Consider the following 25388-nt stretch of genomic DNA (forward strand, 5'->3'; position numbering starts at 1 on the left):
AGAGATGTCCTCAGTTCAACACTTGCAGCACAAACGCGAAGAACTTCAACAACAGTATGATGTACTGAGCCAGAAAATAAAACGCTTGCGGACTGATTCGGCAATTCAGGCAGGTACTTTAGTAGCTTTTCAGCTAGATAAGGAAATTGAGCATTTTGAAGCACAACGCGATCGCCTTGTCAAACAAATTAATAATCTAGAAAGTGAGCGAATACACATTGAACTGTTTCGCCTAAATTATATCAAGCAGGTGCGCTTATTCCGAGAATTTATTGAACAAAACCGTATCGGAGCTTTTTTGGTTCATGGTTCCCCAGAACACGGGCAAATATTTCTCTTAAAACGCTTATTACAGTCAATACCTGATGGTTCGGTAACTCCACCATTTCAATTTCACCTCTCCCGTAGAGCATTTAGAAAAGACATCAAAACATTATGGCGTGAACTTGGGCGTCAGATGCAAGTAGAAGACTATTCATTAGCCGAAATTGCCAGAAATGTGATATGTCAATTGAAAAATCAGCACGTAATTCTGGTTTTTCACGATATGGATTGCATTGAGGAAGACTATTTGGACGAATTGATCCGCGAATTTTGGCTTCCCCTGGTAAACTCAACTCAAGAAGCGATTTATTCAAGCAACGAGTTTTTTTTATTGATGTTTTTAGTTGACCAGGATGGATGTGTTAACACCTGGAATATCGCGTTTGCAGATGAATTTGAAACACTTTGGCAACCTTGTACCCCTATAAGGTTGCCGATTATTGACAGTCTTTCTGACCAAGTGTTAGTTAACTGGATGGAAAATGCAATTGATGCACTACCCACAAAAGTGACTAAAAAAATTGAATACACAGTTAAGGTAATTTTAGAGAACAGTGAAGGCATTCCGGAACGCGTGTTTGCCGAAATTTTTGGGTTGTGTGGTTATAGTTGGGAGCAAGGAGAGGACAGGTGGTTAAAGCTGTAGATGAGCGGCTGAAATACACTGGTGACAAGGATAAACAGCCGAAACCAAAAGAGAAAGATGAGCTAACGGGGCAACTTTTGTATCCATATTTGCCCGGTGAGAAATTGGTAGAAGCAGTGAATTTAGCGATCGCTCTCGAACGTCCTTTATTATTAAAAGGTGAACCCGGTTGTGGCAAAACAAAATTAGCGCGTGCTGTCGCTTACGAATTGGGTTTACCTTATGAAGCTTGGTACGTCAAATCTACCAGTCGAGCGCGGGATGGGCTGTATACTTACGATGCAGTTGGCAGATTGCGAGATGCACAACTTGCTGCTTCTGGGATAGATAAAGATGCCGCAGAACAAGCGAAAAATCCTGATGCTTATGTTGAGTGGGGACCCCTTGGACGTGCTTTTAGAAACGAACGCCGCACAGTTGTACTGATTGATGAAATAGATAAAGCTGATATCGACTTTCCCAACGATTTACTTTTAGAGCTTGATGAAAAACGCTTTGAGGTAATAGAGGTAAAACAAACCAGCCCCATCAAGAAAATTTACGCGAAAGTGACACCGATAGTTTTTATTACTAGTAACGACGAGAAAGACTTGCCCGATGCCTTTTTGCGTCGCTGTTTGTTTCACTATGTAAAATTTCCGCAACGGGAGGATTTGATCAAGATAATTAAAGCTCGCTTTCCTTTTTCCGATCCCCGTTTAGCATTACTGGATGCAATTATCGATCGCTTTATTAATCTTCGCAACCAGATGCAACAAGATAAAGGAGACGCAGGCAAAAAGGTTAGCACTAGCGAATTGATGGACTGGATGGACATGCTACTTAAGCACAATTCCGACGACGAAATTCTCAGCAAATTGAAAACAGAACTTTTGTATCCAGGGGTATTGCTGAAAAGTTGGGATGATTATCGACGTTATGCTGAAGAGCGATCGTAATGTAAAGACGTTCCGGCGGAACGTCTCTACGAGGGTTGCGATATTTTTATTAATGTTAATTATATTATTTTTAGTCCGCGCAGGCGGACTTCGTTTGTATAGCCGCGACTTCAGTCGTCGGGAACATCTATGGAAGCAGCCCAAGTACAATTCGCTACCACTAACTCAGAAGAATTACCGCTACTTGACCTCTTCACGCGGCTGCGAGAGGCAGGCTTACCACTGGGCATTGATGAGTATCGCCTGATTCTGGAAGCTTTACAGAAAGGCTTTGGCATAACTAACCAAGAGGCATTAGCGCAACTGTGCCGTACTTTGTGGGTGAAATCGAAGGATGAAGAACATTTATTTAATTATCACTTTCAACAAGTAATGAGCGCTTCATCCACCAACAGCGCTTTTACTCCCACCTCACCGGAAAAACCGGACAGTTCTGACACAAAAACTACTAAGTCCAGTTCTCAACCCGAACCCGAACAAACCGAAAATACACCTGTTTCCGTACCCGTTTCATCAGAATTAATCGAAGTAGAAGACGAAATGCAAATAGCAGAAGCAGTACAAATTACTACTAATAGCTTTGACGAAATTGCTGAAAATCGCTTTACCCAAACCGATGAATATTTCCCCGTCACACGACGCCAGATGAAGCAAAGTTGGCGACATTTGCGGCGTTTCGTGCGGCAAGGTTTGCCCACAGAATTTGATGTAGAAGCAACAATTGAGCGGATTGGACAACAGGGAATTTTGCTAGAGCCTGTAATGGTTCCCAGTCGAGTAAATCGCACAGAATTACAGTTATTGATTGACCAAAAAGGCTCAATGGTGCCATTTCACGCGCTTTCCCAGCGATTGGCAGATACGGCAGTGCGGGGAGGACGCTTAGGAAAAGCTGGTATTTATTACTTTCACAACTGCCCAACCAAGTATATTTACAGAGATACTGCTCGCCAGAAAGCTGAACCTGTATCAGATTTTCTGGCTAAACTGCGTCCAGAGTGTTCCGCTGTGTTGATTTTTAGTGATGCGGGGGCAGCGCGGGGTGGTTATAGTTTAGAAAGGTTAGAGTTGACAGAAAAGTTTTTATACCAAATAAAACAACGAGTTCGTTATATAGCATGGGTCAATCCGATGGCGACAGAGCGATGGTTTGGGACAACAGCGGGTGAAATTGCCCGTTTAGTACCGATGTTTGAATTGAGTCGTCAGGGGTTGGATAGTGCGATCGCTGTTTTGCGAGGACGATCAACTTCCGTTGCAGGACAGATAAAATAAGTGAACTGGAATCAAAATTATCGCTGTATAAAATGAAGCCAGAAGTCGTCACTCGTAGAATAGAAGCTTTTCACCAACGCTTTGGTGAAGCGCATCTGGATTTCGCTTATCATGCTGCTTTTCCCTTAGCGCTGACACCTGATTTGCTTTATCGTTTGTGGGCGAATTTTCAACGCGATATTCACGGTGAAGCGCTGAAAATTCCCTGGCTTGCCGTGGCAGATTTATTACTTTCCAGCCTTTGTGATGAAGTGGGATATGAACTCTATGAAATGGAAATAGAGGTGCGAAATGCACTGTTGAGGGAATTGAAAGTTAATCCCCGCTTTGGTGAAAAGCGAATTCATGAATTATCTGATTTTTTGCTTGTCTATGTAAAACAACAGCTTGAAAGTCACGATCCGGATATGCGTGATTTTGCTCAAGTTCAGAGGTGGACGGCGTTAGCTTATACAAAACCTGGTGAAGCAGCGCGAGAAATTGCATCTACTCTTGCCAAGTTGAAATTAGAGGAAAAAGCAGAGTGGGTTCGCATGGCATCTATAGTGGAAACCTTTGCAGAACCGTTAGCAGGATTTCAGCCGCTACTAATTTATTCTCGTGCGATGGCAAGTTTTGTTCGTGGGAAGAAGGAAAGCGCAGAAGCCGAAATCAGCAAATTATTTACACAAGACAAAATACAAACTGCTGGTGTAAGTTTAACTATTCCTAAACAGATAGCTTCCCAAAAGTTAAATAAACCCTCACTAGATTTAGAAAGATTTTATCAAGCATCCAATCCGAGCAGACCCTTAATGATGGGAAATCCCGCTGATCGCCGATATTATATTGATTTTGCCTCGGTGCGGGGTGGTAAAATCATCGAAGCTTTACAGCGTATCATTACGCGGATATCACCGGATGTCCCAACCTGTCAGCTATTTACAGGTTATATCGGTTGTGGAAAGTCAACCGAGTTGTTGCGACTTCAAACGGAGTTGGAAGAGCAAAAATTTCATGTAGTTTATTTTGAGTCTACTCATGTCCTAGAAATGGCTGATGTAGATGTAACTGATATTTTACTAGCGATCGCAGGTCAAGTAAGTGAAAGCTTGGAAGCGCTAAAAATCCGGATTAAACCTAGCTATTTTACTAAGTTGTTTACGGAAGTTATAGACTTCATGCAAACACCGATTGACCTAGACTATGAAGCTGAATTATCTGTTGGAATTGGCAAAATTACCGCCAAAACTAAAGAAAGTCCGCAATTAAGACGTCGTTTACGCGATTATCTCGAACCTCGCATAGGAAATATTTTACAGTCAATTAATAAAGAATTGCTAGACCGGGCGAACACTGAACTGAAAGCTAGAGGTAAAAAAGGATTAGTCGTAATTGTCGATAACCTTGATCGCGTCGCAATTAGACCTTTACCATCTGGGCGATCGCTGCCAGAATATTTATTTATCGACCGTGGTGAGCAATTACGTAAACTTAACTGTCATGTAGTTTACACTATTCCCTTAACTTTAACTTTTTCTAACGATAGCGCCAAACTACAGCAACGCTTAGGTGGTGGTGTCGCACCTAAGATGTTACCGATGATACCCGTGCGTTCGCGAACTGGAGAAATTTACACTCCTGGACTAACTTTGATGCGTCAAATGGTGTTAGCGAGAGCTTTCCCTGATATTTACCCAGAAGAAAGATTAAACTTAATAACAGAGGTGTTTGACAGTCAAGAAACTTTAAATCGGTTGTGTCTGATTAGCGGCGGTCATGTCCGCGACTTGTTAGGATTCTTATATGATTGTTTGCGAGAACAAGATCCACCTTTTGATCGCGATTGTGTCGAACTTGTGATTAAAAGACACCGTGAATTCCGTGCTAACCCAATTGATCGGCAAGAGTGGGAATTAATTTTTCAAGTGGTACAACAGCAGCGGGTTCGAGGTGATATTGAATATCACACATTGTTAAGAAGTTTGTTTGTGTTTGAATACCGCGATCATCAGGGAGTTTGGTTTGCGGTCAACCCAATTTTAGCAGAAACGCCAAAATTTCAATCATGGTTGAACGAAAACCGCAAACAAGCATGATAACAGATAACAAGCGTTGTTTTAAAAGGGCGATCGCTCTCCACAAAAAATCAAGCAAGGCTTAAGACTTATGCAGCACTTATTAACTTAGGGCAAAATAGAGAGAAGCAAAAGAGCCAGAGTTAGCTATGACTACCCAGGTCACGATTACTTTGTCAGATGAGGTTTACCGACGATCAGAACGCTTCGCACGGCTAGCTAACCGTGATTTAGCTAGTGTTCTAGCTGATACCATTAAACTTTCTCTACCACCAATTAGCTCACATATTGAAACCCTAGAACCCATATCAGAACTATCTGATGAGCAAGTTATGGCTCTTACAGAACTGCAAATGGAGCCAGACCAAGATAAGCGTCTGAGTAATTTGCTAGATAGGCAACAGTCAGGGATTCTGACTGAGGACGAGCAGCAAGAATTGCAAGACCTAATGCAAGTCTATCAAGAAAAATTATTGCGGAAAGCGACTGCATTCAGCGAAGCAGTAAGACGTGGATTAATGTAGTGAGTACCAAGAATATAAAGCGATCGCCAGTCATGCTTGATTTAGAAGTTAAGAGCCTTTTGTAGAGACGCGATTCATCGCGTCTTTTGTACAGAAGCGATTAATCGCGTCTCTCAATTACCCCCCAAAACCAGGAATGGGAACCAAACGCTTCAGCGCACGATTAACAACATCGCCATAACGCAATTCCCCACAGAGGATTCTACCCATAATTTGGCTACCAGAAGGACGCTTGACACCCACCTTGTAACCAACACCCGGAAAGCGGTAAAATGCGCCAGCTAACTTTTGCGCCCAAGCCATATCAGCACCCCATTGTTCAGCGATCGCTTCTGAATAATTTTCTAAAGCGATCGCATCACCAGAAAGCGCTTGATGAATCGCTCCAGCTGCCAACAAACCGCTAAAAATAGAGGGACGAATACCTTCTGCTGTCATCGGATCAACTACACAAGCAGCTTCTCCTGCCAAAACTGCATTTTGAGTATGCAGCTTTTGATTGCCATCCCATAAACTAATAGGATGACCGTATTGCTTGCTAGCTTTAACATCTAGACCAAAACTTTGTCCGTACTCATCCAAAATTTTCTTAAAATTTTGAGCTTCTCCACCGATAAAAGTACCGACACCAATTGAATAACCATCAGCTTTCGGGAAGTTCCAGATATAGCCATTTTTAACCATACCAAACTCGAAGTGAATTGTAGATTTATTCTCCACAACTGCCGGAACTTCTACCTCTAAAGCCCCTGCTAAACGGCGTTTGCGTTCTTTGAAGCCCAGCCATTTTGCCATCGGTCCCTTGGCACCATCAGCGGCGATTAAATAGCGACCAGTAACCGAACCATTAGCTGTGTTAACTTGCCAACGATCGCTTTTAAATTCAATTCCAGTTACTTCCGTAGAATCTTTTAATTCAGCACCTTGAAGAAGCGCTTGCTGAATTAGGAAATGGTCAAAAATATCACGTCGCACCATCCAGACTGGCTCGATAGTCTCTATTTTGGCTTCTACAGGATCGCCCATTTTCCAAGTAAAGCGCAACTCGTCAACTTTCAGGGAAATTGCTGGACTAAAATCAAAATCAAACCATTGGGCGATCGCAGGCGATACCCCTCCGCCACAGGGTTTATATCTAGGCAAAGATTCTTTTTCTAAAACTAATACTGAACGTCCCTGCTTGGCTAAATGGTAAGCGGCTGTTCCACCAGCAGGTCCCGCACCGACGATGATGCAATCATACATATCGCTGAATTTTTGCTCCTGAAGAACGTTGATTTTTGCGTAAGTCCTAATAACTTTAAACAATTTAAATATGTTTTTTATGTCATCTCAATTATTTAATGAGTGTAACCGCTACTAAATTACAACTCATTACTTCCACTGATGACAAATTTTTAGCCCATACACTACGATATTTTATAAAGTTTTAATAAACATCTAAGAAAGTATGAAGGTTGAAAAATTCATAAATTAACCTTCAGCCTTCATACTTCACACTTTAGACAGTGGTGATGTCTTTTTCTTTTTCTGCCAACAAGTCGCCGATTTTCGCGGTATACTTGTCGGTTATTTTTTGCAATTGGTCTTGCTGGTCTTTGGCTTCATCCTCAGAGATTTCTGAGGCTTTCTCCTGCTTGCGAATTGTGTCTAGGGCATCGCGGCGGATGTTGCGAATGGCAACGCGTCCTTCTTCAGCATATTTGGCGGCGAGTTTGACAAATTCTTTACGCCGATCGCTTGTCAAGGGCGGAATATTCAGCCGAATCACAGAACCGTCGTTGTTGGGGGTTAGACCAACATCCGACATGGAAATTGCCTTTTCGATCAAATTCATGGTATTGCGATCGTAGGGCTGAATCGTAATACTTGTCGAATCTGGCGTGCTAATATTTGCCAGTGATTTCATCGATGTGGGGGAACCGTAGTAGTCCACCATCACCTTATCTAATAGACTCGCATTGGCGCGACCAGTGCGAATCGTGTTAAAAGCTCGTTGAGTTGATTCAACGGTCTTTTGCATCGTACTCTCAGCTTCATCTAATTTCACAAGAACCTCCCACAAGGGTGCCGATAGATTCTCCCATAATTGCTCGTTGAATATTACCTCGCACCGATAAGTCAAATACAAGTATGGGAATGTTGTTTTCTTTACACATAGCAATTGCGGTACTATCCATTACCCGCAAATCTTGAGCCAAAACGTGGGCGTAAGTAAGGCTTTGATAGCGTTTGGCATCAGGATAGATATGGGGGTCAGCATCGTACACACCGTCTACCTTAGTTGCTTTAAAAATGATTTCCGCATCAATTTCTGCGGCTCTTAATGCGGCAGTCGTGTCGGTAGTAAAGAAAGGATTTCCAGAACCAGCGCCAAAAATTACCACCCGTCCTTTTTCAAGATGACGGATGGCACGACGACGAATATACGGTTCGGCTACTTCTTGCATCGCGATCGCAGTTTGTACCCGCGTTTCTATCCCTATTCGTTCCAGCGAGTCTTGCAGTGTCATGGCATTCATTACCGTGGCAATCATGCCGATGTAGTCAGCGTTTGCCCTGTCCATACCCGCTGATGCCGCTTTGACACCACGAAAAATATTACCACCGCCCACAACAATGGCGATCTGAACACCTGTGGTTATTACCTCTGCGACCTCTTGTGCTATTTCTTTCACCACTTCTGGATCAATTCCATAGCCCATATTCCCCATCAAGGCTTCACCACTCAGTTTAAGTAAAACCCGTCGGTAATTCGTTCCCATGAAGTTACGCTTTATCAAAAAGTTGCAATTGCCTCCAATTTAAGATAGCAGTGGGGGTGACTTTCTGTCTCTAATTCCGCCAGATTAGACAAGTACCAATAGGTGAAGTTTGGGGAGTGTAAACTTTTTTACCTTGAAACACAGAGGCGATCGCGTTTTTTAAATATTGCTCTTTCACAGACCGGGAATCTTCCGGATTATCATCGATTTGCCCTTTGTAGCGGACTACACCATCTTTATCTATTAAAAAAGCCATTGGTGTAACCAGCGCCCCAAAGCTGCGGCTTGTATCTTGGGTTGAGTCCCATAGATAGGGAAAGTTCAACTCATGCATGAGCGCGAAAGCTTGCATATTCTCAAAGCTTTCGGTCGGATTTTCATTACCATCACTGCCATTCATGCCAATCAGTGAAAAACCTTGTTGAGCAAATTCCGCTTGAATTTCTTTTAGCCTATCTATATACAACCTGACATAAGGACATTGGTTGCACATAGAAATAACACCGACAGCACGGAACTTTTCAAGATAACGCCGAAGATGGTGTACTTGTTTGTCGATTCCTGGCAATTCAAAATCTGGTGCGTAGCTTCCTACGGGAGTGTCAATTATTTCTAGTATATTCATCTTTTTTCACCGCCAAGGAACTAAAAACAAAAAATATAGTCACATTCAGCGTTATGTTCCAACTTCAAACCAACCCTTAGCTGATGCTTGATATCCAATAATTTTATAGACCAATTTGGCTGCCGTAAATTGTGAAACTACTGAATCTACAAGGGGTGCTAATTCCATCACATCACAGCCGATGACATTATGTTTTTCACAAACGCGTCGCAAAAAGGTCATCAAAGCATACCAATTTAAACCGCCCGGTTCTGGAGTACCAACGCCAGGAATTAAGGTAGGATCGATCCCATCTAAATCAATGGTGAGAAAAACGTTCTCTGTCTGAATCGCCGAAATTGCTCGTTCCATCCAATTTGGCTCATTAGCAATTTCCCGCGCTCGAAACACAGTTAGCTGTTTTTCTTTGATTAAATCGGCTTCTTCTTTACAAATCGCCCGAATCCCAATTTGGACGGTGGGTAAATCCATATCGACAATTCGTCGCATTACACAAGCATGATTGTGAATTGACCCTTCATAACTGTGGCGTAAGTCACCGTGAGCATCAATCTGCACTACCGTAAATGGCTCATTTGTATAAAATTGACGATATGCTTCGACAATTCCGGCAGTAATACTGTGTTCGCCACCCAAAGCAATCACAAATTTGCGATCGCCAATCAATTTAGAAACCGTTTCTTCGGTGACTTTTAGCATTTCCTCGGCGCTAACACTAGTAGAGCGGGTGTCCGCAATGGTTTGGTGAGTGTAAATCCCCACCTCGCAACCAGTTTCTCTATCCAATTCTTCATCGTAATATTCCACCTGATGCGAAGCTTCCAGTATAGAATCTGGTCCATTTTCACAGCCCCGGCGATAAGTGGTCGTTGCTTCGTAAGCAATGGGCAATATTACTACTTTTGATGTATCATAAGTAGCAGCAACGTCAATGCCAAGAAATGGCATTAGAGAAGTAGAAGTTTGTGCCAACATGACAAAAAGTTTCCTCAGCTTAGATAAGATGTGACTCCTAATACTGACATAATCTCACTTACAAATGCACTATCTAAGAACAAAAACGAAGAGTTATCCCATGCTGAATTAAGCTGTTAACTTGGCAAGTAACACTAAAGCTATTTATTTTAAAGTTTTATATTTATTGAAAAAATAAAAAATAATGATGCCTGCGGCTTCACCCTTGGGGTTCGCAGTCGGCAGCGCTGTCTCAACAATCTGGGAGGGGGAAAGGGGAAAGGTGAAGAAGTTATTTAAAAAAGCTTTAAACTTTTTTTCTTATATGACCCACTGTAGGGGTTTGAAGCCCCATCATAAAGCTTGTCACGCATAGCTCTGGGGTTACAATCAAGACCGGACAAGAAGGGGAAAGGGGTTCATGAAAAAAGGGGAAAGGAAAAAATATTTTCAAACTCTTTCGACTGATTTTAAATGACTCCACCCCCTTTCCCCTTTCCCCTTTACCCCTCTTAAAAACCCCTTTCCCCTTTACCCTTTACCCCTTACCCCTCTTCATGAATGTCTTGTGTCCATATGTTATGCTTGTAAATTTTCTATGATCCAATCGACAACTAAACTGCCTGCAACAAAAACCTGGAATTGGCAAGGTTTTCCCATTTGCTATCAAACCCAAGGAACCGCTGGACCTGCTGTGGTCTTGGTACATGGCTTTGGAGCCTCTTGGAGGCATTGGCGGAAAAATATCCCTGTACTGGCGGAAAATTGCCGTGTCTATGCCATTGATTTGATTGGCTTTGGTGCTTCGGCTAAACCCAAGCCCGGTGAAGAGATTGCCTACACATTTGAAACCTGGGGACAGCAAATTGCTGATTTTTGCCGGGAAGTAGTGGGAGAAGCCGCTTTTTTCGTAGGAAATTCTGTAGGCTGTATTGTGGTCATGCAAGCAGCGGTGGATAACCCAGATATGGCATTAGGGGTTGCCTTGCTGAACTGCTCCTTACGGCTATTACACGATCGCAAACGAGCGACACTACCTTGGTATCGTAGCGCCGGAACGCCCTTATTGCAACGCCTGCTATCTATCAAACCTGTTGGCAAGTTCTTTTTTAATCAAATTGCCCAGCCGAAAACGGTGCGCTCAATTCTTCTCAAAGCTTATGTCAATTCTGAGGCAGTGACAGACGAGTTAGTAGATATTTTAATGGCACCAGTAAGCGATCCGGGTGCTGTAGCGGTTTTTCTTGCCTTTACAGCTTATTCTACAGGTCCCCTGCCTGAAGACCTTTTACCTCTCCTACCTTGTCCAGCAATTATTTTGTGGGGAACGGCTGACCCTTGGGAGCCGTTTGAGTTAGGTAAAGAATTAGCTAATTTCCCAAAAGTGCTAAAATTTGTACCTTTAGAAGGTGTTGGGCATTGTCCCCAAGATGAAGCACCGGAGATAGTGAATCCGATCATACAGGATTGGATTGGGAAAATGCCAACTCGCTTCTCTCCAATTCAAAAAAAATAGTTTTTCTTAATTTTTAATTCAAAAAAAATCAGGGGATTTTGAATTAGCATCTTGCACCAAGCTGCTATTTGAAGTGAATGAACTTCGCCCGGTACAAGATGTTAATATGCCGAGGTGAAGAAGTATGCTTATCAGGGCTTTCTCGTCACAACAAATGCATAAACATACTCGCTCATTAGTTAATAAGCAAGAAAAATTAACGTTGGGGAGACACTTCCACAGGAGGAATTTGTTGCAACCAATCCTTACCTAGCTGTATAGTGACATCAGAGCCGAGATTACCAGTACTTTCTACTCGCACTTCCCCAAATCCTAAAGAGTTGCGAATCGATTCGGCGCTGTTACCGTCTCCTTGTTGGGCGACAATGTGTGTCACTTCTAGAGGTTCACCCCAAGGCTTAGAGATATAAACATTGCGATAGCCAGCTTGTTCGAGGCTTCTAATTAAAGGTCGTAGGTTTGAGCGATCGCCCCCGGTGCTATCCTGAATTGCGATTCGTAATGAACCTGGGTCAGTTGATTGTTGCTCGTGTGAGACATTTACATCAAAATTTTCAGCCATCATAGCCGCAATGCGATCGCGGTTTGGCAACCAATAACTAGCATCAAATTCGTTCTTTTCGCTAAAGCGACCAGGTACCAGCAACATTTGCATATTCGAGCGATTTGTTCGCGCTCCATAACCTACTAAAGCTAATAACTCTTCAACCGTTAAGTTGGTGTCAATATGCTCTTTAACTACGTCGAGAACTTTCGGCAATTGAGCTAGTGTAGTTGGGTTAAGGCTTTGATCCATCAATGCCCGCATCACCATTTGCTGGCGCTGAATCCGACCGATATCGCCATTTTCATCATGGCGAAAGCGCAAGAGTTGCAAAGCTTGGTTGCCATTTAAATGCTGTTTCCCAGCTTTCAAGTTGATGTACAAGTGCTGAGAATCATCTTGGTATTTCATATCTTTGGGGACGTAAACTGTCACCCCTCCCAAGGCATCGATCAGCTTACCAACTCCCAAAACGTTAATTCGGATATAGCGATCGATTCCCACGCCCTCCAAGAGATTACTAACGGTTTTCGCAGTTAAAGCTGGACCACCATGAGTATTTGCAGAATTAATTTTTTTAATGCCATACCCTTCTATTTCTGTACGGGTATCTCTAGGAACAGAAAGCATAACTAATTTTTTCTTCTCTGGATCGAATTTGATCAAGAGCATCACATCCGCAAGACCATCAAAGGAGTTTACCTGAGGCAAGTACCTGAGATTTTTAGTTTCGGCAGGAGCGTTTTGAGTATCTGGTGGGAGTACGCTCATCCCCATAACTAATATATTGACAGGGCGAGTTAATTGAGAGAATCGCAGTCCTTGTCCGGAGATGCGATCGCCATCAAAAACTGCCGCTTCCTGGGGACTTAAAGAAGCTTGCATCAATGGTGTACTCGTTAAAGAAACTGCCAATAGCGCCCCAGCAGTGGCTGATACCATCGCAATTCCGCTCATCCCCACCCAAAACCACAGCCAGCGTCCTGATTTGGAATTTATAGAATTATTGTTACTTGAATTCGAGGGGTTTGTATGGTCTTCTTGCGCCGAAGTTCTTTGAATGGTCACGGACTTCCTCACACTTACTGATAAAATTCGGTAAATTTGTTACTTCAAAGCCGACAAATCAACCCTTGGACTGAACAAGCGCCAAAAATGGACAGCCTTCTACACAGATCGTCTATTATGCCCCATGAATATTTCAAAACAAGGCTGTCCATTTTTGTCTATTTTTTATGAAACCCATAATAGCTAACCCTTAATTATCAGTGCTAACTTTTCTGGTTTAGTGTTAACCAAAACACTTATAGCAGTATTTCTCCTTCTTTTCGGCAAATCCGGAGACGTTTTCTTGAAGTATGGCAACATTAAACCAGATTTGACTAGACCTGTCGGTAAAGAATGTGTAGTTTTTAGAAAAATACGTATAAATACGGTGTCCCGCATTTTTTCCTAAAATTATGACAAATATTTCTTACTAATTCGGTTGGCAAAACTACTAAAACCTGATATCCGATTAGATTTGCCTTGAACTGTACGAACAATTAACCAGGCACTAACCAAAAAGTAACCAGAGGTGAGAAAGCTATTGAGGAGCAATAGACGCAAGCTGAAAAATTCTCCAGTAACCGCTCCGGTTCCTAATAAGATATACCCCAAAAGCCACGTAAGTGCCAGAGTAATTGACAGACGACTAACATTAAGTTGTTCCCGACTGCCTTGACGACAATAGAGAGTCCACAAGGAGGGGAAAAACCCGATGACCGGAACTAAATATAAAATTAACGATAAGGCAGAAATGCTGGCATCCTCACTGGGGATGAAAAATAAAGCTGATTTTTCTTGACTTTCTGGCACTGTTGATGAGTCATTTGGTGGAAAATTATTCATTTGGGTAAGTGCAATCCTAAATTAGAGAGATGTCTCTTGTCGTATAGTCAGAGATAATAAGTTTCAAAGAATGATTTAATTTAGTTTTATCCCGCAATCGGGTGTGATATGCAGACACGCAAGCTTCTTAACTGGTGGCAAACACTAAAACCAATAGCGCGATTTGGTGCGATCGCACTATTCGCACCGCTACTTGTCCTTAATGGTTGGGCGATTTCGGCAATTTTTAATTACTTTCACTCATTGATAGTTATTTTAGTCGCAGCCTCAGTTTTAGCCTTTCTGCTTAACTATCCTGTGAGTTGGATAGAGCGTCAAGGTGGCAAACGGGAACAAGTTGCTATTTTAGTCTTTTTACTTGCCTTATCAATTTTGTTCGCGTTGGGTGTTACCCTGATACCGTTAGCTTTGACGCAAGCGCAGCAACTAGTTGCGCGTTTACCGGAGTTAATTGACTCTGGACGCTCTCAGTTAATGCTGTTGAACGACAAAGCAGATTCTCTTGGTTTCCCAATTAATCTCGAAGCTTTGGTAACACAAATCAACGATCGCGTCAAAGGACAATTACAAGCGATCGCTTCACAAGCTCTCAATCTGGCTGTAGTTACCCTCACTAGCCTGCTAGACTTTCTTTTGACAATGGTTTTGACTTTTTATCTGTTGCAGCATGGCGATGAACTCTGGCACAGTTTGGTAGATTGGTTGCCTACCAAATTCCGCGATCCTTTTTCTAACACCATACGCCTCAGCTTTCAAAATTTCTTTATCACTCAGTTAATTATCTCAACTTGTATGGCTTCAGCCCTCATACCAACTTTTCTCTGGCTGAAAGTGCCATTTGGTTTACTGTTTGGCTTAACTATCGGTATTATGGCTCTCATCCCCTATGGCGGTTCTGTAGGTATCGCCTTAACTACCTTACTCGTAGCTTTACAAGATTTCTCTATCGGAATGAGAGCGTTGATTGCAGCCGTAATTGTACAACAAATTCTGGAAAACTTGATTGCTCCGCGAATTTTAGGGAATTTTACCGGTCTAAATCCGGTTTGGCTTCTGGTTTCGGTTTTGACCGGTGCGAGAGTCGGCGGATTGCTAGGTATAATTTTAGCAGTCCCAAGTGCAGTTGTAATTAAAACAGCTTTAAGTGCTTTGCGTCCTGTTGTTGGTAGCGATACTATGGAAGAGGTAAATGCACTTGCTGATCAAGAAGAAAGCTCAAAACCTGAGTCCAAAAATCTCAGCGTATCCAAAGCCACATTGCCTTAAGGTTGTCAGGGTCATTCCAAATTCACAGAATCCGTAAATTTCCTACTCAGGACTTACACACGGACTATGTATTTCCCTCGTTGCGACATGAGGAAGCAATCTCTAAGTACAGTTTTGCATTAATTCGTAGCGTTTTTAAACGCACTCGTAGCGCAAAGGTAAGCGCAGAGTAACGCAGAGTTTTTGTGATAAATTTTCGTCATGAATTTATGCAATATTGTACTAAGTCTTGTTTTCTTACGACTAAGTACGTGAATTTCCTACTGTGGCTCCACAATTGAACCCATAAATAAAACGCTACCTGTTTGATTATCCCTTACCGCACAGAAAAACGGACGGTCAACAATCATCCGAAATGGCTTTGGTTTCTCAACCGCTGAAGTTGCTACTATCCCGACAGAAGTCGCTGCTGCTGCTTCTGTACCTTCTTCATTTACCTCAACAAAGGTTTTATGTTTAACTTGGCTGATGGCGAGATTTTTACCCATAGCGGAAAAATTAGCTTTGCTGGTGAAAGCTTCTCCCATACCTAAATTGCTAAGGGCATTGTTGAGAGTAATGTCATAATTGATTTTAAAGCGGGGCAAGCGAATAAACCCTTCTTGTTTGCTGAATTGAGCCATCCATTTTTCCCAGTTGTCAGAATTCAAGTTCTCATAAAAGGCTTTTGAGTTATTTTGTTTCGGTAAGAAGATATAAAAGCTGATTTTACCGTCTTTGCCGTAAGGTAAACTGACAGCTTGAAATTGTTCATTTTCTAAGTATCTGTAGTCACCCGTTTGCGACATCATCGGGTGTTTTTTTTGTTTGTCAGATGCTATATAAAAGGGGAATTCAGCGGTTTGCTTTTTATCAAATTCGTTCTTCCAGTTACCTTTGAAGTAGATGGCGTTAATTAGATATAATACTTGCGAAGGTTCAATTTTTTCAACTATTTTATTGATTTTTCCGCCTGTATTATCATTTACCCAAGTGTTGATTATACCTGACGAACGAGAGTCTTTAAAGTCCAAATTTGTGACTTTAGCTTGATAAAAGTCTTTGTTTCTTTGGATGAATTTAGATTTAAAGCTAGTATCTTTGTTTGCCCAAAGCGAGTTAGCAATTGTTAGTTGCACTTTCGGATCGGTATTTTCTAAAAGTGCTTTTAAAGCGGCGTTAGAGGAGTTTATTTCTTCTAAACTTATACCTTGTAACTCTAACGCTTTCGCCATTGCTTGTTGGGTGGAACCACTAGCACCATTGTAAGTCATGGCGAGAGCGATCGCTACACTATAAGGCGAAACAAAAATGTTATCTTTGCTATCCTTTTTCAAAACTTCTGAAAACAGTTTGAAACCAAATTTTGTATGAGCAGCAACGACTTTTGTATCAGGTGTGACTGTTTTTTTAGTTGATGGTGATTCTGAATTCGCTAAGGGAGATTTCGCGATCGCACTTGTACTGTCGTTAACCTGAGAACAGCCTAATACGCCCATAAGCATAACTCCTGCTGCTGCCAGAACATAACGTCTACCCAAGCGCACACCATAGCGTCTTTGGATAAAATTTTCTTTCACACTATTAAATTTTTGCTGATGCATTCCTCTACCTCTCTTGCCAAATATTTTTTGTAAGCTATCTGTCTAGATTGACCATTATGTGTCAGATGTTAACTATCGCATTAAAAACAACAAAAATATAGAGCGGTTACAGTTTTTGTAACAGCTAAGTAAGTGATAGGAATTAAAGATAACTTGTCAGTTATGCAACTTGTTAATTACTCATTGAAGTGACAATGCAGATTTATGCTCAATCAGCTTTATTTATCCCGATTTTATGGTTTTTACTAAGTTGTATTTTAAACTACGAAATGACAAAATAAAACTAGTTTTTTTGTTGGTGGTAATAAATAAATCTGATTATGGTATTATGGATTCTTGGCTTTGTGTTCATGAGCCGACAATTTTCTTTCTAAAATGATGTCTGCGATACAGAAATTAGACATCTCCATAAAAAATGTAGAGACGTAGCATTGCTGACTTTTCACGGTATCTGGAAAACCTCTCTCTAAATCTCTCTCCTAAAACGAGAGAGACTTTGAATTTTCCCCCTTCCCTCTCTTCGAGACGCTTTGCGAACGTAGGGAAGGGGGTTAGGGGGTTAGGTTTTTTGTTGCTTTTTCACATAACGTGAAAAGTCAGGTAGCATTGCTACGTCTCTACATTCGCGTGTCTACTTACTAGATACACCCCACCAAGGTAGAGCGAAAGGTTGAACAGATTCGTTTACCTTTTGATGAAACTAGCTGTTCCGTATTTAATTTGTATGCAATCTCAGATGCGATCGCCTGTTCATTAATGTTGTCAGGACTTACGCAAGCGTCACAAAATAATGTCAACTGGCACAGATATTGAAATTTGAGGTTAATGCTTGTAAGTATTGATTTATAAACGCTAGAGCCAAATTAATTCAATGTGACAGTTCTCAAATAAATGTGCCAGTTGCGTAAGTCCTGAGTAATAAAAAAGTCGCAACCGTCGTAGAGACGTTCCGCCGGAACGTCTTTACATCATAAGTAATTTTCTGGACATGATATGACTGCCTTATGCGGTACTAGGAATTGGCTATGTCTTCCTGCGATCTAGATGTTTCGTGAATGGCAGCAAAGACGTAGCAATGCTACGTCTCTACATTCGGGTGTCTATTTACTAGAGACACCCCACCAAGCTAGAGCGAAAGGTTGAACAGATTCGTTTACCTTTTCGCGAAACTGGACGCGGATTTTGTAATTGCCGGTAGCCGGAACAGGGCAGAAGATATGTTCTACACTATTAACTGGGCTAATGGAGGAGCAAACCACGCCTGAGTTAGAATCTGAAGCATCAGCTTTGACTAGATACAAGTCGAGATTGTTCAAACCGCGATCGCGAAAATCCTCACTGACATCATATAATCCATTTTTATTTGCATCCTCTAGCTCTACCACCCGATCCCAAGCAAGAGTAACAGCAACAAAACTGCCTTGCACTAACGGCTTTGATAAGGTATAATCCACAGATGCCCCAGAATCCAATGTCCGATAATCCCAACCAATTGCAGGCACGGCAGCAGATGGATTCCATTGACCGGGACTAAATTGCTGGTAGGCACGAAATGCATTTAAATGACCAGTTCCCATTTGTGGATCGAGAGCAATTTTTGGATCGCTATAAGCTTTTGAACTTAGCCAGTCGCCATTTTGTTTGTCAATTAGCGTCCGCGTCATTCCCAATCGCAAGCCATTACCAGTATCTTGAATTTTGTCTGCGGAATTTAGCAATACAGCTTTCATCACTTGATGACGGCGAGAAGCTATACTCCAGTTAGGTTGTTTTGTCCGCAGTTGTTTGTCACCAAATTCCTGTAACAACGCAACAGTACCCACTACATGAGGTGCTGCAAAACTCGTACCGGTGACTTTGTTGACTTTGCCATCTGGATTGAATAAAGGAATGTTACTCCCAGGAGCAACTAAACTAATAGAAGGACGCCCATCAACATTAAACTCCTTTCCTGCTAGCCGAGTTGCCGCTCCTTCGTTAGCAGCAGCTAAATTGGAAACATCAACTTTATTAAAAATGTTTCCTCTGCGTGAAGAAAAAGCGACGTTGATTGCATTAAAATTGTCTGTAGGAATAGGAATGCCCCCTTTGCCTTGGTTGCCAGCGATCGCATACACAACATCATGAACTCGACTAGACCAGTCAATACATAATGTTAGTAAAGCGTTACCGTCTAAAGTCGCTTCCGGTCGGGGATCGCGGGTCAGAGGTTCACCAAAACTAAAGTTAATCACACGGACATCACCACTATTTTGCATGGCTATGTGCTGCGCTGATAAACACTCTTCTGGCTGACCCATGTTTTTTGTAGAACCCACCGCAGATGAATACAGCCGCGCTCCTGGAGCTATTCCTGGTAAGGCTTTGTCTCGACTAACTATCACACCAGCCACATTGTAAGCGTGGGGGTCAACACCACTATTTGATTTAGCCGGTCCATTGCGTAAAAATACTCCTGCTAAGGATACTACTGTATTTTTAGACACTGCTTTATCCCAGCCAAACTTTCCCGGACGCCCAATTTCCACCTGACCAATCGCAATTTTGCGACCAGTTAAGTTATATGGAGCTTTTTGTAATCTCAGAGCATCAATACCGTTAGTGCCGATGGAAGTAACTATAGCAGCTAGTGCCGGCGCACCAAAACAAGAAGCACTCAATCCCCAAATTATCCAGCTAAGTTTTTTGACCATTGCCAATTATTAGTTGTTATTTGTTATTTATTAGTTGATGGGCATGGGGCATTGGGCATTGGGCATTGGGTATGGGGCATTGGGTATGGGGAATAGGTAATAAAACGAAATTATCTCCTTGTCCCCTTGTCCCCTTGTCTCCTTGTCTCCCACTCTCCCATCAAATCTATGAGCGCTGGGTCAAGATTTTGTTACAATGCCTACAGACGAGGACGCTTAATAAGCCACTAGCCATGACCCAAAACCTATCTAAAAAGCCCATTGTAATTGCTCCATCTATCTTATCAGCCGATTTTAGCCGTCTAGGAGACGAAATTCGCGCCGTAGACGCCGCTGGAGCAGATTGGATTCATGTTGATGTAATGGACGGTCGTTTTGTACCTAATATTACGATAGGTCCTCTGGTTGTGGAGGCGATTCGCCCGGTGACGACAAAGCCTCTGGATGTCCACTTGATGATTGTGGAACCAGAAAAGTATGTTGAAGACTTTGCCAAAGCTGGGGCAGATCACATCTACGTTCATGCAGAACATAATGCTTCCCCTCACCTGCACCGTACTTTAGGTCAAATCAAAGAGCTTGGTAAGAAAGCTGGTGTTGTACTCAATCCTGGTAGCCCTCTAGAGCTAATTGAATATTGTTTGGAACTGTGCGATTTAGTGCTAATTATGAGTGTTAACCCAGGCTTTGGCGGTCAAAGCTTCATTCCTGGAGTCGTACCGAAAATCCGCAAGCTGCGCTCGATGTGCGATGAACGCGGTTTAGACCCTTGGATTGAAGTAGATGGTGGACTGAAAGCTAATAATACTTGGCAGGTTTTGGAAGCTGGAGCAAATGCGATCGTTGCTGGTTCAGCTGTGTTTAACGCTCCTGATTATGCTGAAGCTATTAAAGCTATTCGCAACAGTAAGCGTCCTTCGCCAGAACTAGCAAAAGTCTAGTTTTATAGGTTCTTCTAAAGGCGTGTTGAAATTTCAGCACGCCTTTTTGATTTAATGTAAAGTAAAGACGTTCCGGCGGAACGTCTCTACGATGGTAGGTAGGTTTTTATTACTGTTAATTAAACGGACATGATATTATTTCCCTCAAAACCGCAAAATCTGTTCAATCATGCGATTCGCTTGCGAAGCATAACCGCCGCCAAATAAATTAAAATGATTGAGAATATGATATAGGTTATAAATAGTCTTTCTTTGTTCGTAACCTGCATCTAAAGCAAAGACTTCGTTGTAAGCATTGTAAAACGCTGCTGGAAACCCACCAAAAAGTTCCGTCATGGCAATATCAACTTCGCGATCGCCAAAATAAGTTGCTGGATCGAAAATCACCGGTTCTCCTGACACAGTACACCCAGCATTCCCCCCCCACAAATCACCATGCACTAAGGAAGCTTGCGGTTGGTGTGATAATAACTCAGGTATAGCTGCTAGTAATTTTTCTTGTTGGGGAAAATTGCCACCGCGCCGGATTGCGAGTTTAAATTGATACAAAAGTCGATGTTGAGCATAAAATTCTACCCAGTCTGCCGTCCAAGTATTAATTTGCGGCGTGGAACCGATGGTATTATTAATTTTCCAGCCCATACCTTGACTGCTAGTGTAGCAATGCATGGCAGCTAACTTGCGTCCCATCTCTTCCCAAGCAGAATTGCTATTACCTTTATCCATTTCCAGCCACTCCAAAACGATGTAGCTGGAATTATCTGCTATTCCCCAGCAAATTGGTTTGGGGACGCGTATGCTATTTGATTGCAGCATTTCTTGCAAACCCAGCGCTTCAGCTTCAAACATGGCAATTTGCGCTGCTTGGTTTAGCTTAACAAAGTAAGTGCGTTCGCCACTACTGACAGCATAACCTTGGTTGATGCATCCACCACTAAGCGATCGCCTATTCTGGTTCTCAAATTTTTCGCCAGTCACCTGGCTAATATCAGCATCAATTTTAGTCCACATTGTTTGATTGGGGAATGGAGTGGGAGACAAGGGGGACAAGGGGGGATTTAAAGAGGGGAAAAGGGTAAAGGGTAAAGGGTAAAGGTATAGAAATAAAGAGTTATTTAAATCACTCATGATATTTTTTTCCCCCTTTCCCAATCATAGGCAGTTGCTACAACGCGGGGAACCCGCGCAACGCACTGCCTCCCCTTTCCCCCTCCTCAGATTGCCCCATGCCCTAAGCTGGTTTCATGACAACGACACCGTAAGCATCTGGGGAAAGATACTTTTGGGAAGCTTGCATTAAATCGGTTGCATTTTGTGCCTGAATGTGATTTGGATAATCAAAGGCTGGTTCTAAGTCTCCTACCATAGATTGATAGTAACCGTACAAACCAGCGCGATCGCTTGGTGTTTCGTTCCCAAAAATAAACCTGTTAGCGACACGCTTTCGCACGCGCTCAATTTCTGATTCGGCGATGATTTCTGTTTGTAGCCTGCTAATATGTTGAGCGATCGCACTTTCCACGGCTGGCAAATTTTCTACAGCACAATGGACGGAAATATAAAAAGTCCCCTGTAACCGATGGGTCATATTACTCACAGAAACCGAAGAAACCAATCCTCTTTCTTCGCGCAAATCTCGCACTAGCCTTGATGTGCGTCCATGTCCTAAAATTCCCGCTAAAACATCCAGCGCGTAAGTTTCATTTAACTTAATTAACCCCGGAACTCGCCAAATCATCACCAAACGTGCTTGAGTTAGACTTTCATCCACATATTCTTGGCGGACAATTTCTGTAAATGGTAATTCTTGAGTAATTTCTAAATGCTGTTCGGGGGGGGTTATCCTGCCTTTTGCGGTAAATCCCCCGGCGACAATTTCAATTAATTCTTCTACTGGCAAATTACCTACAACCGCAGCTGTCATTGACTGTGGTTGATACCACATAGCGTGAAAATCCCGCATTTGCTGCGCTTTTAGTTGAGAAATCACTGTTTCTGGTCCCAATACCGAACGCCGATAAGGTAGCTTATCAAAAGCCGTTTCCATCGCTCGTTGAAAGGTGCGCCGGCGAGGATTATCATCACTACGGCGAATTTCTTCTAAAACTACCAATCGCTCTCTTTCAAAAGCTTCGTCAGGAATACTGGCATTAGTTACTATATCAATTTGTAGTGGGGCTAGATCCGCAAAATCTTTGGGAGCAGTTGTCACATAGTAATGAGTATAATCTTGGCTGGTGGCAGCATTAGTAACAGCACCACGCTCTTCAATTTGACGTTCAAACTCGCCGCTACTTAGTCGCTCACTGCCTTTAAAAATCATATGCTCTAAAAAGTGAGCCATGCCGTTAATTGCATCTGATTCTACGGCTGAACCGACTTTAACCCACAAATTAAGGTTAACGGCTTCAATTGGCATTTGCTCTGCTACTATTGTCAACCCGTTGGGCAAGATGTGCAGCTTTGGGGCATTGAGACGAGGAAAATTCAGCAGGGTTGAAGTCATTGGTGGTAAGGAAGTGAAAAGCTTTGTTACTTCTTCATTTTACGAGACGTGATGCTTAAAGCCTCCGTACTTCAGTCTGGGGGTATAAGGAAATTGTTGAATTCTAGGACTTATATAATCCGTGAAATCAACACTTTTTAAGTTTTCTTTGGCACTTAATACCCGCAAAAAAAGTTTGTCATCCTTCTAAAGAAGGATTTTTCATGTTAATATAACTTAGTGAGAGTCGCAATCTCAAGAACGAGAGCGATCGCATTCATTCCCTAATACATAAATCCTGTCATTAGATAACATATAATTGATTTTCCTGTAGATTACAGTAACATGTAATTTAGGTTTATGATAAACGTAAGTAATTTCATGTAGGAAAGTTTTTCTTTTCTTTTGCACTTTTTGCCAGATTTTTATCTGTTTTCGGTTTTCGGCTAACTTGTTAAATTCTTTAACCAACATTTGCAATGTTTGTGAACAAAATGAAGGCTAATCTGCCCTTTGTTTCAGTTATTATTCCTGCTTACAACGCTGAGGCATTTATTGGTCAGACACTAGAATCTGTCCTCTCGCAGACTTACGAAAATATTGAAGTGTTAGTAGTTGATGATGGTTCTAGAGATCGAACTGCGGAAATTGTAGCATCTTTTGCTCAAAAAGACAGTCGTGTAATTTTATTGAAACAGCAAAATGCTGGAGTTGCCGCAGCGCGTAATTTAGCAATAGAAAAGTCGAGAGGGGAATATATTGCACCCCTGGACGCTGATGATATTTGGTATCCCTCTAAACTTGACAAACAAGTGCAATGCATATTAGAAGGAGGTTCATCTGTAGGATTAGTTTATGCCTGGTCATTATTTATTGACGAAGATGATGTAATTATCGGACAATATGCACCTTATGATTATTTGAACATTCACAGCGTACAGGGAGAAGTTTACCCAGCTATGCTGTTTAAGAACTTTATCGGCAACGCTAGTGCGCCATTGATTCGTCGAAGTTGTTTTGATAAAATTGGTGGTTACAACTGCGAACTTAAACAGCAAAATGCTCAAGGTTGCGAAGATTGGGATATCTACTTAAAAATTGCAGAATCTTATCAGTTTCGGGTTGTGCCTGAGTTTTTGATTGGTTATCGTCAAGTAAGTGTCAGTATGTCTAACAGTTGTAAGACAATGGCAAAGTCTTACAATCTAGTTATGGCAGATTTCCAAAAACGACATCCGGAAATTCCTAGTTATATATATACTTGGTCTGCCAGTGCTTTTTACGTCTACCTTTCATGGAAAAGCAGAGCTTGCGGGGATTATTTGACTACTTTAGGATGGATATATAATGCTGTCAAACTAGATTATAGTCCGCTTTTGTTAAGACCAATTTATCAATGCATTATCGAATGTATTTTAAAAATCACATTTAAACCGATAACGTCTTTGATTTGGTCAGATCATCACTGTTGGTTGCAATTCTTAGAAAAATTTCAAATTGTCCGGAAAGTATCTGTTAATCCCAATATTACAGTTACTGAGATTCAGAGACAAATGTATAAACCATACCAATACCCCACCAAACCTTACGCAAGAATTATGGGACAAAGATGGTTGCAAGTGTTACAGCTTTGCCAGACGATATATGACTGACATCGATAGAATAGAATTACTAGGAGGCAATCGTGATGTCACAAACCAATGCGATCGACAGTATTAACTCACTGCTCTCGAAGCTCCCTGAAGCACTCCAAGTCGAGGCATTGCACTATATTGAATACCTCGCCTCCCGCAGCACGAATCGACCCTTACCAGAAGTTCTCGAACCCCCAGCCCTAACCCAAAAGCGAAACGGCTTCGGCATTCTCAAAGGCAAAGTCACGATCGCCGATGACTTTGATGACCCGCTAGAAGAATTTGCCGATTACCAATAATTTATGAACCTTCTGATCGATACTCACATTCTGATTTGGTATATTGCAGGACATCCCAAACTGAACAAAACCATGACTACTCTCCTAGAAGATACTGAGAACAACCTCTTTATGAGTGTTGCCAGCCTCTGGGAAATTGCGATTAAAATCGGCAAAGGTAAGCTGAATCTAGGCATTGAATTTCATGAATTGGAAATGATTTTAAATCAACTCAATATCCAAATTATTCCCATTCTATTTAGCGATCTCAATATTCATCTCACATTGCCGTCTCACCATTCTGATCCGTTCGACAGAATCATCATTTCCCAATCGATTAACCAAAATTTAATTCTCATGAGTGCCGATTCAGAATTTAGTGCCTATCCGATACAGAATATCTGGTCAGAGCTTTGATCCTTCCAGGCACTGCGTTGGAATGCGATCGCG

23 protein-coding genes are annotated in these 25388 nt (G+C 42.0%); 11 read left to right on the forward strand and 12 right to left on the reverse strand.

Annotated features, from left to right (window positions below; genetic code table 11):
• The first annotated feature begins 4 nt into the window (after positions 1–4).
• The 5 genes from TOL9009_RS45905 to TOL9009_RS0120280 all read left to right on the forward strand — a co-directional run bounded on the left by TOL9009_RS45905 (position 5) and on the right by TOL9009_RS0120280 (position 5764).
• A complete protein-coding gene (locus tag TOL9009_RS45905; protein WP_029637052.1) occupies positions 5–970 on the forward strand; it encodes a hypothetical protein in 966 nt (321 codons plus the stop codon).
• Positions 955–1908, forward strand: a complete 954-nt coding sequence (locus TOL9009_RS0120265) for an AAA family ATPase (RefSeq protein WP_029634396.1) — start codon at positions 955–957, stop codon at positions 1906–1908. Before TOL9009_RS45905 ends, TOL9009_RS0120265 begins: the two co-directional genes overlap by 16 nt.
• A 129-nt stretch (positions 1909–2037) precedes the next feature.
• The gene (locus tag TOL9009_RS0120270) at positions 2038–3183 is read left to right on the forward strand and encodes a hypothetical protein (protein WP_029634397.1); all 1146 of its coding nucleotides are present in this window, start codon (positions 2038–2040) and stop codon (positions 3181–3183) included.
• A 794-nt stretch (positions 3184–3977) separates the two neighbouring features.
• The gene (locus TOL9009_RS0120275) at positions 3978–5261 is read left to right on the forward strand and encodes a P-loop NTPase fold protein (RefSeq protein ID WP_051503119.1); all 1284 of its coding nucleotides are present in this window, start codon (positions 3978–3980) and stop codon (positions 5259–5261) included.
• Between the two features lie 128 nt (positions 5262–5389).
• A complete protein-coding gene (locus tag TOL9009_RS0120280) occupies positions 5390–5764 on the forward strand; it encodes a hypothetical protein (protein ID WP_029634399.1) in 375 nt (124 codons plus the stop codon).
• Positions 5765–5881: 117 nt separating this feature from the next.
• On the opposite strand, the gene TOL9009_RS0120285 is transcribed toward TOL9009_RS0120280, so the two are convergent.
• The 5 genes from TOL9009_RS0120285 to speB all read right to left on the reverse strand — a co-directional run bounded on the left by TOL9009_RS0120285 (position 5882) and on the right by speB (position 10129).
• Positions 5882–7009, reverse strand: a complete 1128-nt coding sequence (locus TOL9009_RS0120285) for a geranylgeranyl reductase family protein (protein WP_029634400.1) — start codon at positions 7007–7009, stop codon at positions 5882–5884.
• Between the two features lie 256 nt (positions 7010–7265).
• Positions 7266–7814 (reverse strand): ribosome recycling factor, encoded by a 549-nt coding sequence (frr, locus tag TOL9009_RS0120290; protein WP_029634401.1) that lies wholly within the window; start codon positions 7812–7814, stop codon positions 7266–7268.
• Positions 7801–8529, reverse strand: a complete 729-nt coding sequence (gene pyrH / locus TOL9009_RS0120295) for a UMP kinase (protein ID WP_029634402.1) — start codon at positions 8527–8529, stop codon at positions 7801–7803. Before pyrH ends, frr begins: the two co-directional genes overlap by 14 nt.
• 70 nt (positions 8530–8599) lie before the next feature.
• Positions 8600–9154 (reverse strand): thioredoxin family protein, encoded by a 555-nt coding sequence (locus TOL9009_RS0120300; RefSeq protein WP_029634403.1) that lies wholly within the window; start codon positions 9152–9154, stop codon positions 8600–8602.
• A gap of 51 nt (positions 9155–9205) precedes the next feature.
• Positions 9206–10129: an agmatinase gene (speB, locus tag TOL9009_RS0120305; RefSeq protein WP_029634404.1), complete on the reverse strand. Its 924-nt coding sequence runs from the start codon at positions 10127–10129 to the stop codon at positions 9206–9208.
• A 577-nt stretch (positions 10130–10706) separates the two neighbouring features.
• Between speB and TOL9009_RS0120310 the strand changes: the two genes are divergently transcribed.
• Positions 10707–11624: an alpha/beta fold hydrolase gene (locus TOL9009_RS0120310; RefSeq protein WP_029634405.1), complete on the forward strand. Its 918-nt coding sequence runs from the start codon at positions 10707–10709 to the stop codon at positions 11622–11624.
• A 196-nt stretch (positions 11625–11820) separates the two neighbouring features.
• Here TOL9009_RS0120310 and TOL9009_RS0120315 read toward each other — a convergent pair whose 3' ends face one another.
• On the reverse strand, positions 11821–13236 hold the full coding sequence (locus tag TOL9009_RS0120315; RefSeq protein WP_029634406.1) for an LCP family protein: 1416 nt from the start codon (positions 13234–13236) through the stop codon (positions 11821–11823).
• A 390-nt stretch (positions 13237–13626) separates the two neighbouring features.
• Positions 13627–14058, reverse strand: a complete 432-nt coding sequence (locus TOL9009_RS0120325) for a hypothetical protein (RefSeq protein WP_072022156.1) — start codon at positions 14056–14058, stop codon at positions 13627–13629.
• Positions 14059–14166: 108 nt separating this feature from the next.
• On the opposite strand from TOL9009_RS0120325, the gene TOL9009_RS0120330 reads away from it, so the two are divergent.
• Entirely contained in the window at positions 14167–15324 is a 1158-nt protein-coding gene (locus tag TOL9009_RS0120330) for an AI-2E family transporter (protein ID WP_029634409.1), read from the forward strand.
• A gap of 260 nt (positions 15325–15584) precedes the next feature.
• On the opposite strand, the gene TOL9009_RS0120335 is transcribed toward TOL9009_RS0120330, so the two are convergent.
• From TOL9009_RS0120335 to TOL9009_RS45910, 3 genes are all read right to left on the reverse strand, one after another.
• On the reverse strand, positions 15585–16907 hold the full coding sequence (locus TOL9009_RS0120335; protein WP_029634410.1) for a serpin family protein: 1323 nt from the start codon (positions 16905–16907) through the stop codon (positions 15585–15587).
• A 1100-nt stretch (positions 16908–18007) separates the two neighbouring features.
• Positions 18008–19600, reverse strand: coding sequence for a S8 family serine peptidase (locus TOL9009_RS0120340; RefSeq protein WP_029634411.1), 1593 nt, complete (start codon positions 19598–19600; stop codon positions 18008–18010).
• A gap of 30 nt (positions 19601–19630) precedes the next feature.
• Positions 19631–19753 (reverse strand): histidine kinase, encoded by a 123-nt coding sequence (locus TOL9009_RS45910; protein ID WP_144238284.1) that lies wholly within the window; start codon positions 19751–19753, stop codon positions 19631–19633.
• 80 nt (positions 19754–19833) lie between these two features.
• Here TOL9009_RS45910 and rpe point away from each other — a divergent pair, with 80 nt between their 5' ends.
• Positions 19834–20541 (forward strand): ribulose-phosphate 3-epimerase, encoded by a 708-nt coding sequence (rpe, locus tag TOL9009_RS0120345; protein ID WP_029634412.1) that lies wholly within the window; start codon positions 19834–19836, stop codon positions 20539–20541.
• A gap of 144 nt (positions 20542–20685) precedes the next feature.
• On the opposite strand, the gene TOL9009_RS0120350 is transcribed toward rpe, so the two are convergent.
• Together TOL9009_RS0120350 and TOL9009_RS0120355 are read right to left on the reverse strand one after the other, a co-directional pair.
• Entirely contained in the window at positions 20686–21552 is an 867-nt protein-coding gene (locus TOL9009_RS0120350) for a fructosamine kinase family protein (RefSeq protein WP_029634413.1), read from the reverse strand.
• A gap of 220 nt (positions 21553–21772) precedes the next feature.
• Entirely contained in the window at positions 21773–23047 is a 1275-nt protein-coding gene (locus TOL9009_RS0120355) for a M16 family metallopeptidase (protein ID WP_029634414.1), read from the reverse strand.
• A gap of 458 nt (positions 23048–23505) precedes the next feature.
• Here TOL9009_RS0120355 and TOL9009_RS0120365 point away from each other — a divergent pair, with 458 nt between their 5' ends.
• From TOL9009_RS0120365 to TOL9009_RS0120375, 3 genes are read left to right on the forward strand one after another with little or no spacing between them, the layout of a single operon-like run.
• Positions 23506–24678, forward strand: coding sequence for a glycosyltransferase family 2 protein (locus TOL9009_RS0120365; RefSeq protein WP_029634416.1), 1173 nt, complete (start codon positions 23506–23508; stop codon positions 24676–24678).
• 35 nt (positions 24679–24713) lie between these two features.
• Positions 24714–24959: a type II toxin-antitoxin system VapB family antitoxin gene (gene vapB, locus TOL9009_RS0120370; RefSeq protein ID WP_038296471.1), complete on the forward strand. Its 246-nt coding sequence runs from the start codon at positions 24714–24716 to the stop codon at positions 24957–24959.
• Between the two features lie 3 nt (positions 24960–24962).
• Positions 24963–25355 carry a type II toxin-antitoxin system VapC family toxin gene (locus tag TOL9009_RS0120375; RefSeq protein ID WP_029634418.1) on the forward strand — a complete coding sequence of 131 codons (393 nt, stop codon included), beginning with the start codon at positions 24963–24965 and terminating at the stop codon, positions 25353–25355.
• Positions 25356–25388: the final 33 nt, after the last annotated feature.

Source organism: [Scytonema hofmanni] UTEX 2349 (assembly GCF_000582685.1).
Taxonomy (GTDB): Bacteria; Cyanobacteriota; Cyanobacteriia; order Cyanobacteriales; family Nostocaceae; genus Hassallia; species Hassallia hofmanni.

Coding starts and splice junctions, on each gene's coding strand:
- TOL9009_RS45905 (WP_029637052.1), top strand. CDS start 5: ATGTCCTCAGTTCAACACTTGCAGCACAAACGCGAAGAACTTCAACAA.
- TOL9009_RS0120270 (WP_029634397.1), top strand. CDS start 2,038: ATGGAAGCAGCCCAAGTACAATTCGCTACCACTAACTCAGAAGAATTA.
- TOL9009_RS0120275 (WP_051503119.1), top strand. CDS start 3,978: ATGATGGGAAATCCCGCTGATCGCCGATATTATATTGATTTTGCCTCG.
- TOL9009_RS0120280 (WP_029634399.1), top strand. CDS start 5,390: ATGACTACCCAGGTCACGATTACTTTGTCAGATGAGGTTTACCGACGA.
- TOL9009_RS0120285 (WP_029634400.1), bottom strand. CDS start 7,009: ATGTATGATTGCATCATCGTCGGTGCGGGACCTGCTGGTGGAACAGCC.
- pyrH (WP_029634402.1), bottom strand. CDS start 8,529: ATGGGAACGAATTACCGACGGGTTTTACTTAAACTGAGTGGTGAAGCC.
- TOL9009_RS0120300 (WP_029634403.1), bottom strand. CDS start 9,154: ATGAATATACTAGAAATAATTGACACTCCCGTAGGAAGCTACGCACCA.
- speB (WP_029634404.1), bottom strand. CDS start 10,129: ATGTTGGCACAAACTTCTACTTCTCTAATGCCATTTCTTGGCATTGAC.
- TOL9009_RS0120310 (WP_029634405.1), top strand. CDS start 10,707: ATGATCCAATCGACAACTAAACTGCCTGCAACAAAAACCTGGAATTGG.
- TOL9009_RS0120325 (WP_072022156.1), bottom strand. CDS start 14,058: ATGAATAATTTTCCACCAAATGACTCATCAACAGTGCCAGAAAGTCAA.
- TOL9009_RS0120330 (WP_029634409.1), top strand. CDS start 14,167: ATGCAGACACGCAAGCTTCTTAACTGGTGGCAAACACTAAAACCAATA.
- TOL9009_RS0120335 (WP_029634410.1), bottom strand. CDS start 16,907: ATGCATCAGCAAAAATTTAATAGTGTGAAAGAAAATTTTATCCAAAGA.
- TOL9009_RS0120340 (WP_029634411.1), bottom strand. CDS start 19,600: ATGGTCAAAAAACTTAGCTGGATAATTTGGGGATTGAGTGCTTCTTGT.
- rpe (WP_029634412.1), top strand. CDS start 19,834: ATGACCCAAAACCTATCTAAAAAGCCCATTGTAATTGCTCCATCTATC.
- TOL9009_RS0120350 (WP_029634413.1), bottom strand. CDS start 21,552: ATGTGGACTAAAATTGATGCTGATATTAGCCAGGTGACTGGCGAAAAA.
- TOL9009_RS0120355 (WP_029634414.1), bottom strand. CDS start 23,047: ATGACTTCAACCCTGCTGAATTTTCCTCGTCTCAATGCCCCAAAGCTG.
- TOL9009_RS0120365 (WP_029634416.1), top strand. CDS start 23,506: ATGTTTGTGAACAAAATGAAGGCTAATCTGCCCTTTGTTTCAGTTATT.
- vapB (WP_038296471.1), top strand. CDS start 24,714: ATGTCACAAACCAATGCGATCGACAGTATTAACTCACTGCTCTCGAAG.
- TOL9009_RS0120375 (WP_029634418.1), top strand. CDS start 24,963: ATGAACCTTCTGATCGATACTCACATTCTGATTTGGTATATTGCAGGA.